Source organism: Litorivivens lipolytica (assembly GCF_014191715.1).
Lineage (GTDB): Bacteria > Pseudomonadota > Gammaproteobacteria > Pseudomonadales > Spongiibacteraceae > Litorivivens > Litorivivens lipolytica.
The window spans coordinates 1,532,687-1,546,621 of the sequence record NZ_JACHWY010000001.1 but is presented as its reverse complement, the minus strand read 5'-3'; the positions used below and the strand labels follow the sequence as shown (position 1 = coordinate 1,546,621).

Below are 13,935 nucleotides of genomic sequence, written 5' to 3'. Positions count from 1 at the left end.
TGCATGAGGGACACTATGCGTAGAGGTTTGGCGCTGCTGGCGCTGATAATGGCAACGGGTTTTGCTCAGGCCATTGAGCTGAGCGGCGAGCTGGCTCAGGGTGGACTGTTGATTGGCAAGGCGCAGCCGGGCGAGCGGGTCTGGCTTGGTAAAAAGGAATTGCAGCAGACGCCGGATGGGCGCTTTGTCTTCGGTTTTGGGCGCGATGCCAAACCCACCAAGGTGCTGAAAATCTGTAAGGGCGAAGCTTGTCGGGAACAGGTGCTGACGATCCGCCAGCGCCAGTACGACATTCAGCGCATTGAGGGCGTGCCGCAGAATACGGTTAACCCGCCTCCTGAGGTGCTGGAGCGCATCCGTCGGGAAAACGCTCAGGTAGCTCGCGCACGGCGTGTGGTCAGTGACAGTCTGGCCTTTGCCGGCCCTTTTATTTGGCCGCTGGAAGGCCCCATCACGGGTGTATTCGGCAGTCAGCGTGTTTATAATGGCGAGCCGCGCCGCCCCCACTTTGGGGTGGATGTTGCTGCACCCACCGGCACCCCGGTGGTAGCCCCGGCCGATGCCACCGTGACTCTGGTCCATCCGGATATGTACTTCTCCGGCGGCACCTTGGTGATGGATCACGGCTATGGCGTGTCTTCGACCTTTATCCACCTGAGTGAAGTGCTGGTCAAAGACGGCCAGAAGGTCAAACAGGGTGAGGTGGTCGGCAAGGTCGGAGCTACTGGACGCGCCACCGGGCCGCATTTGGACTGGCGTATGAATTGGTACAAGGTCAGGCTGGACCCTGTATTGCACGTAGGGCCAATGCTGTCGGCGAAGCAATAAGGTCTGCTACCAAGAATTTTTAGGCCGAGATGGCCCCGTGAGAGACTGATGATCGATAAAAAACTGCTGGAAATCCTGGTCTGCCCCGTGAGCAAGGCGCCGCTGGAGTACAACGAAGAGAAAGACGAGCTGGTGTGCAAGGCCAGCGGTCTGGCCTACCCGGTTCGCGATGGTATTCCGGTGATGCTGGAGAGCGAGGCCCGGCAGCTGACAGCCGACGAAAAACTGGGGTAAAAGTGCTGTCATTGCGAGCCTTGCGAAGCAATCTCATGATTGTGGCAGAGGCTGCTGGGGATTGCGTCGTCGCAGGGCTCCTCGCAATGACCAATCGGGGTCGAGCTATCTTGGCTGAAACCCGCAAATAGCAAGGGCTGCAGGCGATACAAGCGCCGCAGCTTCCGTTATACTCCCCACCCTTTGAATGTACCCAGATACCTGCCGGACGATGCGTAATCGCCTGGCAGGGTTTTTGTGTCTGACTTTGAACGAGAAAAACGGGATTTTTAATGAAGAGCGCTGAGATTCGCGACGCCTTTCTGAAATACTTCGAGAGCAAGGGCCACGCTCCGGTGGACAGCAGCTCGCTGGTGCCGGGTAACGACCCGACCCTGCTGTTTACCAATGCCGGCATGGTTCAGTTCAAGGATGTTTTTCTGGGTGACGACCAGCGCCCCTATTCCCGCGCCACCAGTTCCCAGCGTTGTGTGCGTGCCGGTGGCAAGCACAACGATCTGGAAAATGTTGGCTACACTGCCCGCCACCACACCTTTTTTGAAATGCTGGGTAACTTCAGCTTCGGTGACTACTTCAAGCGCGAAGCAATTCAGTTTGCCTGGGAATTGCTGACCGAAGTTTTCAAACTGCCGCCGGAAAAACTGTGGGTGACCGTTCATGTGTCTGACGATGAAGCCGCTGACATCTGGTTGAAGGAAATGGGCGTCAGCGCTGATCGCTTTTCCCGTCTGGATGAAGACAACTTCTGGCAGATGGGCGACACCGGCCCCTGCGGTCCCAGCTCCGAGATTTTCTACGATCACGGAGAAGACGTGTTTGGTGATCCGCCCGGCGGCCCGAACGATGACGGCGATCGTTACATCGAAATCTGGAACCTCGTGTTCATGCAGTTTAACCGCGACGAGAGCGGTGAATTGACCCCTCTGCCGAATCCTTCTATTGATACCGGCATGGGGCTGGAGCGGATTGCCGCCGTGCTGCAGGGCGTTCACAGCAACTACGAAATTGATTTGTTCCAGAATCTGATCAATGCCGCCGCCGAGGTCATCGGCACTCAGGATCTGGAAAGCAAATCCCTGCGCGTGGTGGCCGACCATATCCGCTCCTGCGCCTTCCTGATCAGCGATGGCGTGATGCCCTCCAACGAAGGCCGTGGTTACGTACTGCGCCGCATCATTCGCCGCGCCGCCCGTCACGGCAACAAGCTGGGTGCCAACGAGCCTTTCTTCCACAAGCTGGTGGCGCCGCTTGCCAAGGAAATGGGCGAGGCTTACCCCGAGTTGGTGAAAGGTCAAGCCCGCATTGAAAAGACGCTGTTGAACGAGGAAGAGCAGTTTGCCAAAACCCTCGATCAGGGTATGCGTATTCTGGAGCAGGATCTGGAAGGCCTGAAAGGCAGCGTCATTCCCGGCGAAACCGTTTTCCGTTTGTATGACACCTATGGTTTTCCGGTGGATCTGACCGCGGATATTGCCCGCGAAAAAGACCTGTCGCTGGATATGGAAGGTTTTGAAGCCTGCATGCAGCAGCAGCGCGAACGCGCCCGTGCCGCCAGCTCTTTCAAGATGGCTTCCGGTGAAAAACTGGAGATCGACGGTGAGACCGTTTTCTGCGGTTACGACTCGCTGGTGGGTGATGCGTCAGTCGTTGCGCTGTTTAAAGACGGCGAGGCCGTGAGCAGCCTGAGCGAAGGTGAGAAGGGCATCGTTGTACTCGACAAAACGCCGTTCTATGCCGAGTCCGGTGGTCAGGTCGGTGATGCAGGTGTTATTTCTGCTGGCGCTGCTCGCTTTGAAGTACTGGATACCCAGAAAAACGGCAGCCATCACCTGCACCACGGTAGCGTTGCTGGTGGCGAACTGAAAATCGGCGATACCGTTAGCGCTGAAGTCAAAGCGGATATCCGTCAGGCGACCGTCCTGAATCACTCTGCCACTCACCTGATGCACGCAGCCTTGCGCAAGGTCTTGGGCGAGCACGTGGCGCAGAAAGGTTCACTGGTAAACGCCGAGCGTCTGCGTTTTGACTTCTCCAACCCGGAGGCCGTGAGCCCGGAGCAATTGGCAAAAATCGAGGCGCTGGTAAACGCCGAAGTGCGTCGCAATACCGCTGTTGAAACTCGTGTGATGGATATCGACAGCGCGAAACAGGCGGGTGCCATGATGCTGTTTGGCGAGAAGTACGGCGATGAAGTGCGCGTACTGAGCATGGGCGGCGATTTCTCGGTAGAGCTCTGTGGTGGTACCCACGCTGAACGCACTGGCGACATCGGCTTGTTCCGCATTACTGCAGAGTACGGTGTGGCCTCGGGTGTGCGCCGTATTGAGGCGGTCACCGGCGAAGCGGCCCTGAAAGATATGAAAGCGGATCAGCAGCGTCTGGGCAGTGCCATGGCGGCGATCAAAGCCACGCCGGAAAATTTTGATAGCAAGTTAAGTCAGCTGGTCAGCAGCAATCGTGAATTGCAGAAAGAAATTGATCGCCTTAAAGCGAAGCTGGCAACCGCGGGCAGCCGCGACCTGACGGCAGAGGCTGTCGAGGTGAATGGCGTCAAAGTGCTGGCAGTACAGATTGAGGGTGCGGATGCCAAATCCCTGCGCGACAGCATGGACCAGCTGAAAAACAAATTACAGTCCGGCGTGCTGCTGTTGGCCGCAGTGACCGACGGCAAGGTCGCCCTAGCGGCCGGTGTCACCAAGGATCTGACCGATCGCTTCAAAGCTGGCGAGCTGATGAAGCAGGCTGCTCAGGCAGTCGGCGGCAAAGGCGGTGGTCGCCCGGATATGGCGCAGGGCGGCGGTGATCAGCCCGAGAATGTAGAAAAGGCTCTGGCGCTCGCTACCGAGTACGTAGCTAGTCTCTGATTCACTCGTGATTGCGAGGAGCGCAGCGACGAAGCAATCTAGGCCTCGGCACAGTTTGGAATTTACCTGCAGCGCAGGTAAAGATTTTTGATATTTGGAAAAGCAGAAATGAGTCTGATAGTTCAAAAGTTTGGTGGAACCTCGGTGGGTACGGTCGAGCGCATCCAGTCTGTTGCTGAAAAAGTTGGAAAATTCCGCGCAGAAGGCCATGACATTGTGGTCGTGGTGTCCGCAATGAGCGGTGAGACCAATCGCCTGATTGATCTGGCCAAACAGATAAGCAACAAACCGAACCCCCGTGAAATGGACGTGCTGGTTTCCACGGGCGAACAGGTCACGATTGCGCTGCTCAGTATGGCATTGGAAGAGCGTGGTCTTGAAGCGCGCTCCTATACCGGCGCCCAAGTGAAAATTCTGACGGATAACGCTTACACAAAGGCGCGAATTCGTGAAATAGATAACGACAATATTCGCGCTGATCTTGCCGCCGGTCGCGTTGTTGTCGTCGCTGGTTTTCAGGGTGTGGACGAGCAAGGCAATATCACAACGCTGGGTCGCGGTGGTTCAGATACGACGGCGGTTGCCATTGCTGCGGCGTTGAAAGCCGATGAGTGCCAGATTTATACCGACGTTGATGGCGTTTACACCACAGACCCGCGCGTGGTTGAAAAAGCACGTCGACTCGACCGAATTACCTTTGAAGAAATGTTGGAAATGGCCAGTCTGGGCTCAAAAGTCCTTCAAATACGGGCAGTTGAGTTCGCCGGCAAATTTAATGTACCCCTGCGCGTATTGCACAGTTTTCAGGAAGGGCCTGGAACCCTGATCAGCCTTGAGGAACAAACGGAAATGGAAACACCATCAATTGCAGGTATCGCGTTCAATCGCGACGAAGCCAAACTGACTGTGGTTGGCGTGCCGGACAGCCCCGGTGTTGCCTCGCAGATACTGGCGCCCATAGGTGACAGCAACATCGAAGTCGATGTTATTGTGCAGAACGTTGGCGAGGATGGAAAAACTGATCTAACATTTACGGTAAACCGCAATGACCTCGCGAAAGCGGAAGCGGTATTGCAAGGTATCGCCAAAAACATCGGTGCCGAGCAGGTGAAAACCGACGCAAAGATCGTCAAGGTGTCACTGGTCGGTGTAGGCATGCGCTCCCACGCGGGCATTGCCAGTAAGATGTTCAAGATCCTTGCTGCTGAGGGGATCAACATACAGATGATCACAACATCAGAAATCAAGATCTCTGTAGTGGTTGATGAGAAGTACCTTGAGTTGGCAGTAAGGGCTCTCCACGACGGCTTTGAGCTAGACAAAGAACCGGCCTGATAGTAGTCTTGCTGCTCTAACACGCCTTGTTAGGCGCGCAGTACTACCTATGGATAGGTAGATATGGAGGTGCAGCATGTTGATTCTTACTCGCCGGATCGGTGAAACTCTGATGGTTGGGGATGAGGTCACCGTTACGATTCTTGGTGTTAAGGGTAATCAAGTTCGTGTAGGTGTAACCGCACCCAGGGATGTCGCGGTACACCGACAGGAAGTGTATGAAAAGATACAGAAAGAGTCAGAAGTTGAAGAATCGGATATGGCGCAAGAAGACGCCGGCTGACCACTGATTTCCTCATTACCCCTTTGCATATTCTCTCAGTATGTTATCATGCCGCGCGTTTTTGATGAGCGTAGCTGTATGTTTTTCAAGCAGTTAGCGCGGTCTTATCAAAAGCTGACAATCTGATAGCACGGAGAGGTGGCCGAGTGGCTGAAGGCGTGCCCCTGCTAAGGGTATATCTGGGAAACTGGATCGAGGGTTCGAATCCCTCCCTCTCCGCCACATACAAAAGACCCGGCTAAATGCCGGGTTTTTTGTATGTGGCGAACAGGGCGGGCAAGAACCCTCGCGGGTTCGACAAGTTGCATGCAACTTGATACAAGCGGCTGCAAGCCGCGCCGCCCGAAGGGTCAAAACAGCCCCAAAGGCTGTTTTGATGAATCCCTCTCCCCCGATACGTACATCTCCTCATACGTGCCAATAAGCCAATCAAAACCCCGTAATCCCCAACAAAGCCTCCTGATAAACCTCAAGCGGCAATTCCTCCGGTGCCGCCGTAGCTGCGTCCATCAAGCCCTGCTGCATACGCGCATTAAAACCGGCAATGTTTTCATCCCCGGAGAGCGGAGACGGCGTCAGCGCCGGTGGCTTTCGGTGCAGCGTCGCTTGCTCATAGTCATAGGCAATGCCCAGGCCGGTTCCTTCGTCGTATTGGCGTACAAAAATTTCCATGCCCCTCGGTACGCCAATAGACTCGTCAAAGCCCACAGGAACGACGATAGAGCCCATCTGGGTGCTTGAGCCAAAGTCGCAGGTTCTGCCTCCCGTCGGTCCGGGGCTGAGAATAAGCGCATCGATTCGCACTGGTTCATTATTTTCATCAAAGACCGGGTCGTCATTTTCATCGCGTAATGCATCCATGATGGATGTTGTGTAGTTGCGAACATCCACAATGCCATTAAGTTCGTCTTCGCTGGGGGCGCGGTTAGGATCATCGGTGGCGACCAGCGCAAATAATGCTGCAGTTCTCGGCCCGACGCGGCCGGTCTCTACGATCCCTTCAATGCCGGTGCAGTTTTCACGGTCGTGGGCAACGCTGTCGCGGTCTGCAAGCAGATCAAGCGCAGCACTGCTGACGCAAGCTCGCGGGCTGCTGCCGCCTTCCCGCTCGAAGGTGACAAAGTATTCGTTCATATCATAGTGGCGTGAACCAGCGCCGCGGTTGCTGAAGTCGGGCAGGTAGACGTCATAGATAGTGGCGCCCATCGACGCCATAAGCTGAACGGCCTCGGCGATCAATTCGCCCTGGCGGCCGGTGCCCGCCGCGTTGCTGTTGCTGCCCAGCTGACGCACCACGCCGATGTTCTTGCCGGCGATACCGTGCTTGTTCCGATCAAGAAACTGGGTGTAGTTATCCGGGCGCAGCTCCTGCGGGTACAGCACCGTCTTCGGATCACGTGGATCGACGCCGGCCATGGCTTGAAGCATCAATGCGGCGTCTGTGACAGTGCGCGTCATCGGACCGCCAGTATCCCGGGCGTGAGTGAGTGGGAAAATGCCGTGCTGGGAAATCACGCCGAGGCTGGGGCGGATGCCGACCAGGCCGTTTACCGACGAGGGGTGTCGTATGGATTGGCAGGTGTCGCTGCCGGTGCCACCGAGGGCGAAATTGGCGGCAATAGACGCCCCCGTGCCGGAAGACGACCCGGCAGGACTTTCGCTGGTGTTGTAGGGATTACTGACCTGAATGGCGCGATTGGAAAAGCCGGTGGTGAAGAAGGCGAACTCATCCTGATTGGCTTTGCCGAGAATTAATGCCCCCGCTGCGCGCAAACCGGCAACCGAGTGAGCGTCTACGCCGGCCTGATGACCGAGCATGCTGTAGGAGCCCTGCGAACTCGGATAATCAAAAGTGTCGTAATTGTCCTTGAGCAGAACTGGCATGCAGTGCAGATAGCGTTCGCCAATGCCGCTATCGCGGGCATAGAGGGCGTCCAGCTCACGAGCCTGTGCCAGGCTGGCAGGGTTGATGGCCAATACGCCGCGAATAGGCAGGCCGCCATTCGCCTGAGGATTATCGTTATAAGTATAAATACGGTTCATATAAAGCTTTGCCAGACCTTCGCAGGTCAGTGTTGAGCCGTCGTCCAGCAGCAGTTGCCCCGCCAGCGCCTGGTGAACCTGCTCCATGGTGGTCTCTTCAATAGTGAAGACGCCGGGAGTCACCGGCGGGTCTTTCGGCTCGTCGGGGTTTTCTACAGCCTCGCTACTGGGCGATGGGCTGGAACTGCCGGAGTCGTTGCAGGCCGTCAGAACAAATAGAAGCGGGAGCAAGGATAGTGGGTAGAGCAAGCTGCGATTCATAAGGTGACCTCGTACTACACAAAAAGGTGTCAGTGGTTTTTACCTGAGTTGTGTAGCAATCGCCGGGCCAGTGTTACCAAGCGTAACGCCGAAATTGTAGGTCTATGAAATGTAAGCAATTAATACATTGTGTGGGTTTTACGGTGTGTGACATTGCTTTTTGGTGAGGCATGCGTCGGTGAATTGCGCACGCTTTCGGGGCAAAGCGGGGATTTGAAAGCGGGAAAGTGTCACATTTTTGTGTGGTCGAGCAGTTTTTGCTCTTTGTTGGGTTCGTCCAAATGGATTATCCGGAGATCGGATATCTTCTTCGGTTAGGTGTCGGAAAAGCCGGAATCTTCCCTCTAAACAAAGGTTTAACGTTTTTTGTGTTTTCGCCGTGCCTGCGGGGATAGGTAAATACCCCTATAGGTGGTTCCTTTTTGGTGCATCACCATAAAAATGGTCTATAACTAGTTGAAAGAATTAAGACAGTTTAGACAGCCGGCCAATCTGCTCCGGGGGGAGACGAGGGGCGGCGTTTACAAGCTCGTTTAGAGGTTCATTGGCTCCAGGAGCAGAAGCATTATGAAGAAAGCCGATACAAAGGCACTATCCGTTCTCACCGCAGTACTTTCCTCCGCCTCGCTAACCGCGATAGCGCAACCTGCAGATAACCGCTCCGCCACGATTGAGGAGGTTATAGTAACCGCCCAGAAAGTTGAGGAGTCGTTGCAGGATACGCCTGTGTCGGTATCGGCCTTCGGTGCAGAAGATCTACAGCAAATCGGGGTGTCTGAGGCTAAGGACGTCGCGAACTTTACGCCGGGACTGACGATGCGTAAGCAGTCAGCCAGCCAGGATAACTATGCGATTGGCATTCGCAGTGTGGCCTCTGGCGAGACGGCTTTGGCGATTGACCCTACGGTGGGTATTTATCAGGACGGTGTTTATATTGCTCGAAGTACCGGTGCCGCATTCGATATTGTGGATTTGAAGCGTATTGAGGTCCTGCGTGGTCCGCAGGGCACATTGTTTGGCCGAAATACAATTGGTGGTGCGATTAATGTAGTTACTGAAAAGCCCAAAGGTGAGTTCGCCTTTAGGCAGGCGGTGACTTACGCCGCTCGTGATTCTCGCAGTTATCACACGACTGTTGATACACCAGCATGGGGCAATGTGGCGGCTAAGTTCTCCATGAGAACCGCCAAGCATGATGGGCAGAATGAAAGCATTTACACGGGCGAGCAGCTCGGTAATGGTGAGTCTCAGGCTTATCGCCTAGCCGTAAACTGGGTGCCTTCCGAGACGGTGATGGTGGACTATGTGTATGACAAGTCTGATCGTCAGAGTAATACGGCAACGACCCAATTGGTTCACGTTCGACCCACTTATGCCAGCCCGTCGAGCCCAACCTACGGTGGACAATACTATGTCGATGCTGCAGCGGGAGCGAGTGCGGATAGGCTAAGCAAACTTTATATGACTAGCTCAGACGTTGATGAAACGGCTTCTGATATTGATGGTCACGCCGTAACCGTAAGCTGGGACTGGGCTGAAAATTCTACTGTTAAGTCAATCTCCAGCTACCGTGACTGGACCAGCCTGTCCCGCGCCACGGAGTTTGGGTCTTTTCCGGTCACGTTTGGTACGGTGTATGACTTGAGTGGAACCTACGGTCCGGTATTTACGCCGGTGCCAGGCGGGACTCTGCTACCGATCTTTGCAGCTCAACGAAATAGTTTTCAGAAACAGTTGACGCAGGAGTTTCAGGTAGTTGGAACTATGTTCAGCGAATTCCTGAACTACAATGTCGGCTTATATTATTTCGAAGAGCAGGCGGACGAAGATAATCCCCAGTCCTTTATTTTGCCGACATGCCTTGCGGCCAGTGCGGTATGTACGCCTGGGAACCCCGGTTTCAACGCTACTCTAATCGGTACTGCGTCGTTAATTGGCCGTCCTGACTTTGCGTATTCGACGGACAACAAATCGCTGGCGCTTTATGGCCAGTTCACCTTGAACGTAGCGCCTGACTTGGATCTGACGTTCGGCTATCGCTGGACCAAGGATGACAAGGAAACAACGTTGACAAATGGCTTCGGCAATCCATCAACGGTTCAAACCTTTGTCGATGATAATGACTGGACGAAATTTACGCCAAGCTTTACAGCCGATTATCGCTTCAGTGATGAAATCAGCACCTACTTTCGTATCGCGACAGGGTACCGTTCCGGTGGCTATAACGTCCGCGCGTCAACAGAAGCCGACTTCCGCACACCCTTTGACGAAGAAAATATTCTTTCTTACGAGCTGGGTGTGAAGTCTGATCTTTTTGATCGCAAGTTGCGACTAAACGCTGCGGTTTATCATACCGAGTATGAAGATCGTCAGGTAGCTCAGTTCTCTGCGGGCAGCGGTGGTGCTTCAACCAATATTGTCAATGCGGGTGAAAACGTCGTTGATGGTTTTGAGATCGAAGCCGTGTACCTGCCGTTCATTGGTGCTCGGGTGATCACAACTTATAGCTATATTGATGTTGATCATAAAGAGTTCATTACGACCAAAGTGAATCCGGTGACCGGCTTCCCAGTTGGTAATAGCAATGTCGATATCGCAGGTAATGGTGCTCTTGATAATACCTATGCCCCCCAGCATCAGGCATCACTGGCACTGGAGTACACCTTTGCGCCAAAAGAGTGGGGGCAGCTGACATTGCGTGTGGATACTACCTTCACCGATGAGATCAGCTTCCATCCCCAGCTGAATCTTTATGATGAGTCTAACGAACACCAGTTGGTTAACGCTCGCGCAACCATCACAGAAATTCCAGCCTTTATGGATGGGACCCTAACCGTTGCCGCCTGGGGGAAAAACCTCGAGAACAAAGAGTATCGCGACTTCGGTATCGATTTTGGTCAGCTCGGTTTCGCGGTCTCTAACTGGGGTGAATTGCGCAGCTGGGGCTTGGATTTTATCTACCAATTCAACCGCTGAAACGACTCCACGTAGCAGAATTGGCCAGCTCTAAGCTGGCCTTTTTTGTTTACAGATATCGGTCAGGAGCATAGAGTGTAAGTTACGCCGTAATAACTATTAAATTCAGGTGTGACAATGAAGTGTACTTACCGCCTCGCGGTTGGTTTAAGCGCCAGCCTATTAATGATCCCTTCTGCCCTCTCACAGGTTGCCGACAAGCGCTTCGTTACGATTGAGGAGGTCATTGTCACCGCCCGAAAAGTCGAGGAATCTCTGCAGGATACGCCGGTATCTGTGGCGGCCTTCTCGACCAGCGACCTTGAGCAGATGGGAGCCAGTGAAGCGAAGGATGTTGCCAATTTTACCCCCAATCTGCGGATGCAGAAGCAAAGCGGTAGTCAGGACAACTACGCGATGGCGATTCGTGGTGTGTCCTCGGGTGAAACGGCCCTGACCATCGACCCCACCGTGGGTGTCTACATGGACGGTGTCTATCTCGCGCGCACGACGGGCTTGGCATTCGATATTGTCGATCTGAAACGTATTGAAGTTTTGCGTGGGCCACAAGGCACGTTATTTGGGCGCAATACCATTGGTGGCGCCCTGAATATCATCACTGAAAAGCCCACCGGTGAGCCCGCCTTCAAATTGGCATTGGGAGGCGGTGACCACGGTTACAGCCGGGTTATGACGAGCGTCGATTCACCGGATTTAGGGCCGGTAGCACTGAAGTTCTCCTATTTGAGAAATACATCGGAGCGGGAGTTGGAGAGTCTCTATAACGGAGAGTCTCTGGGTGATAGCAAAGGCGAGTATTTCCGTTTAGCTGCGCGCTGGAAGGCCTCGGATAACATTGCGTTGGATTATATCTACGACAAATCGGATCGCGAGAGCAATGCCAATACCCAGCAGTTGAGTCATGTGCGGGCAGTATATGCCGATCCATCAAGCGCCTTTTACGGAGGTCCTTACTACGAGCAGGCTGAGGCCGCTGCCAGTGAAGACCGGCTGAGTGTGTTGCCGTTTATCAATACTGACCCGGGTGAAAGTAATTCCGATATCGACAGCCATTCCATCACTTTGGAGTGGGATGCGATGGACAGCCTACTTGTGAAGTCTATTTCCAACGTCCGTGAATGGGATAGTTCAGCACGCGGTACGGAGTTTGGCGCGTTTCCCGTGCAGAACAATGGGGATGTTGTGGATCTGCGTGACAGGTCCTCGCCGTCCAATGTGCCGGTGGGAACGCTGGTGCCACTGTTCTCGGCTACCCGCGACAATTTCCACCGTCAGATCACGCAGGAATTTCAGCTAACCGGTAAAGCGTTGGATGAGCGCTTGAGCTATACCGCAGGCATTTATCTTTTTCATGAAGAGGCGACGGAAGATAATCCTCAGCAGTTTGTTTTGCCTACCCGCTTTATTGCAGCTGCCGCTGGCGGAGTCACTTTGCCGCCCATCGGCGTGGCCTCGAATGCAACGTGGCTGTCTGCTCCCTTTGCCTACGAGTTGGAGAATGAATCGAGGGCCATCTATGGGCAGTTCACTTACAACCTGTTTACCGACTTTGATGTGACGCTTGGGCTGCGTTACACCGAAGATGAAAAAGAGAGCACCTTGCAAAACAATCTGGACGGTGCCAGCGGCGCAGTGCGTGTTACCAGTAGCGATTCCTGGAATAACTTTAGCCCGAGTTTCAGTTTAGATTACCGGTGGTCCGATCAAGTCAGTAGTTATCTACGTGTTGCCAACGGCTATCGTAGCGGCGGTTACAATGTGCGCGCACAAACTAGCAGTTCCTTTAGTACCCCGTTTGACCCGGAAGAAATCACCTCCTATGAGATTGGCATAAAATCGGATCTTCTCGATCGTCGCTTGCGATTAAACCTGTCGGTTTTTCAGATGGATTATACCGACCGTCAGATTGCTCAGTTTGAAGCGGGAAGCGGTGGTGCATCCAGTGTGATTGTAAATGCCGGGGAATCAGTGACTCGCGGGCTGGAAATCGAATCGGTGTTTATTCCAACACCGGGGCTGCGGTTGATCGCTAACTACGGTTTTCTGGATGTGGAGTACAAGGAGTTTATCTCGGGGCCAGTGGATCCGGTGACGGGCTTTTCCAGCGGCTCAAATCGCGATATATCGGATGAGGTAACGGAAAATTTGTATGCGCCAGAGCATTCAGGCGCTGTCGCCATTGAATTCCAGAGTGCGCCCTGGTCCTTTGGTCAGCTAACACTGCGACTCGACGCGACCTATGTGGATTCGATCAGCTTCCATCCACAGCTCTTTTTGTACGATCAGACTGAGGCCTATACCTTGGTTAATGCCCGCGCCACACTGGCAGATATCCCGCTTGCAGATGGTCGCCTGAGGGTGGCGCTGTGGGGCAAGAACCTGACCGACAAGGAATACCGCGAGTTCGGGATTGATTTTGGCCTGCTGGGTTTTGCGGTTAACAATTACGGTGTGCTGGCTCGTGTAGGGATTGATCTGGTCTATGAGTTTGGCGACTGATGTTAATTGGCGAGGTGGCTAGAACAGCCACCCCAGACGCAGACCGTAGGTATCGAGCCCGCGATTATTGTCATCGTGCAATATGCTGCCGTGGCTAATGTGGTCAAACACAAAGGACAGCGACAGATCGGGGTTGAACTGATAACCCAGGCTGGTTTCCAGCCGAAATAAAGTCCGGTTGCCCAGTTCGCGGCGATCGGGTGATTCCTTTTCCAGATCGCCATCGTGCACGGCAATGCCGGCACCGATGGTATAGAACCAATCTGACTGACCAATTTGCGCGAGTGTATTCAGGCCCGCATAGACATAACTTGTGCCATTAGAGAGGTTAATCACTGCGCCGCCGTGGCCGTAAAGCCCCCAGGGTGTATCGCCCCATTGCCAGTCGGTTAGAAGGAGGTGGTAAGCGAGGTTAATGTCTGGGCCGTCTTCCGTCTCGCTGGCAATGGGCCCTTTGTTGTGAGCCAGAACGCCGAAATAGGCTTCTTTGGATGGCATTTCAAATGCGCTGGCGGTGTGGCTCAAGGTGATCAATGCAGCGCCTAGCAGTGCAACTTTTTTATTCCCCATTGAAGGCAATTCCCCTAGCAAAAAATGGAGTATAGCCTGCGT

General features: G+C 54.1%; 9 protein-coding genes and 1 tRNA gene. 8 read left to right on the top strand and 2 right to left on the bottom strand.

All coding sequences use genetic code 11. The features are described 5' to 3' along the window. Positions 1 to 15 precede the first annotated feature (15 nt). The 6 genes from FHR99_RS07100 (at position 16) to FHR99_RS07075 (ending at position 5,766) form a co-directional block, all read left to right on the top strand. Complete coding sequence (locus tag FHR99_RS07100) at positions 16 to 828, top strand: M23 family metallopeptidase (RefSeq protein ID WP_183409809.1); 813 nt, start codon at positions 16 to 18, stop codon at positions 826 to 828. 48 nt (positions 829 to 876) lie between these two features. Further along, positions 877 to 1,062, top strand: coding sequence for a Trm112 family protein (locus FHR99_RS07095; RefSeq protein WP_183409808.1), 186 nt, complete (start codon positions 877 to 879; stop codon positions 1,060 to 1,062). A gap of 272 nt (positions 1,063 to 1,334) precedes the next feature. Beyond that, a complete protein-coding gene (gene alaS / locus FHR99_RS07090; RefSeq protein ID WP_183409807.1) occupies positions 1,335 to 3,926 on the top strand; it encodes an alanine--tRNA ligase in 2,592 nt (863 codons plus the stop codon). Between the two features lie 108 nt (positions 3,927 to 4,034). Then, positions 4,035 to 5,261, top strand: a complete 1,227-nt coding sequence (locus FHR99_RS07085; RefSeq protein ID WP_183409806.1) for an aspartate kinase — start codon at positions 4,035 to 4,037, stop codon at positions 5,259 to 5,261. Between the two features lie 76 nt (positions 5,262 to 5,337). After that, the gene (gene csrA / locus FHR99_RS07080) at positions 5,338 to 5,544 is read left to right on the top strand and encodes a carbon storage regulator CsrA (RefSeq protein ID WP_183409805.1); all 207 of its coding nucleotides are present in this window, start codon (positions 5,338 to 5,340) and stop codon (positions 5,542 to 5,544) included. 132 nt (positions 5,545 to 5,676) lie between these two features. Further along, positions 5,677 to 5,766, top strand: a tRNA-Ser gene (locus FHR99_RS07075). A 207-nt stretch (positions 5,767 to 5,973) separates the two neighbouring features. Here FHR99_RS07075 and FHR99_RS07070 read toward each other — a convergent pair. Continuing rightward, entirely contained in the window at positions 5,974 to 7,848 is a 1,875-nt protein-coding gene (locus tag FHR99_RS07070) for an amidase family protein (protein ID WP_183409804.1), read from the bottom strand. Between the two features lie 567 nt (positions 7,849 to 8,415). On the opposite strand from FHR99_RS07070, the gene FHR99_RS07065 reads away from it, so the two are divergent. Together FHR99_RS07065 and FHR99_RS07060 are read left to right on the top strand one after the other, a co-directional pair. Then, a complete protein-coding gene (locus FHR99_RS07065) occupies positions 8,416 to 10,824 on the top strand; it encodes a TonB-dependent receptor (RefSeq protein WP_183409803.1) in 2,409 nt (802 codons plus the stop codon). A 117-nt stretch (positions 10,825 to 10,941) separates the two neighbouring features. Then, the gene (locus tag FHR99_RS07060; RefSeq protein WP_183409802.1) at positions 10,942 to 13,323 is read left to right on the top strand and encodes a TonB-dependent receptor; all 2,382 of its coding nucleotides are present in this window, start codon (positions 10,942 to 10,944) and stop codon (positions 13,321 to 13,323) included. Positions 13,324 to 13,341: 18 nt separating this feature from the next. Here FHR99_RS07060 and FHR99_RS07055 read toward each other — a convergent pair whose 3' ends face one another. Continuing rightward, entirely contained in the window at positions 13,342 to 13,893 is a 552-nt protein-coding gene (locus FHR99_RS07055; RefSeq protein WP_183409801.1) for an acyloxyacyl hydrolase, read from the bottom strand. Between the last annotated feature and the right edge of the window lie 42 nt (positions 13,894 to 13,935).

Bases quoted from the DNA above. Each gene is read 5' to 3' on its own strand.
- FHR99_RS07100 (WP_183409809.1), top strand. From the start codon at position 16: ATGCGTAGAGGTTTGGCGCTGCTGGCGCTGATAATGGCAACGGGTTTT.
- FHR99_RS07095 (WP_183409808.1), top strand. From the start codon at position 877: ATGATCGATAAAAAACTGCTGGAAATCCTGGTCTGCCCCGTGAGCAAG.
- alaS (WP_183409807.1), top strand. From the start codon at position 1,335: ATGAAGAGCGCTGAGATTCGCGACGCCTTTCTGAAATACTTCGAGAGC.
- FHR99_RS07085 (WP_183409806.1), top strand. From the start codon at position 4,035: ATGAGTCTGATAGTTCAAAAGTTTGGTGGAACCTCGGTGGGTACGGTC.
- csrA (WP_183409805.1), top strand. From the start codon at position 5,338: ATGTTGATTCTTACTCGCCGGATCGGTGAAACTCTGATGGTTGGGGAT.
- FHR99_RS07070 (WP_183409804.1), bottom strand. From the start codon at position 7,848: ATGAATCGCAGCTTGCTCTACCCACTATCCTTGCTCCCGCTTCTATTT.
- FHR99_RS07065 (WP_183409803.1), top strand. From the start codon at position 8,416: ATGAAGAAAGCCGATACAAAGGCACTATCCGTTCTCACCGCAGTACTT.
- FHR99_RS07060 (WP_183409802.1), top strand. From the start codon at position 10,942: ATGAAGTGTACTTACCGCCTCGCGGTTGGTTTAAGCGCCAGCCTATTA.
- FHR99_RS07055 (WP_183409801.1), bottom strand. From the start codon at position 13,893: ATGGGGAATAAAAAAGTTGCACTGCTAGGCGCTGCATTGATCACCTTG.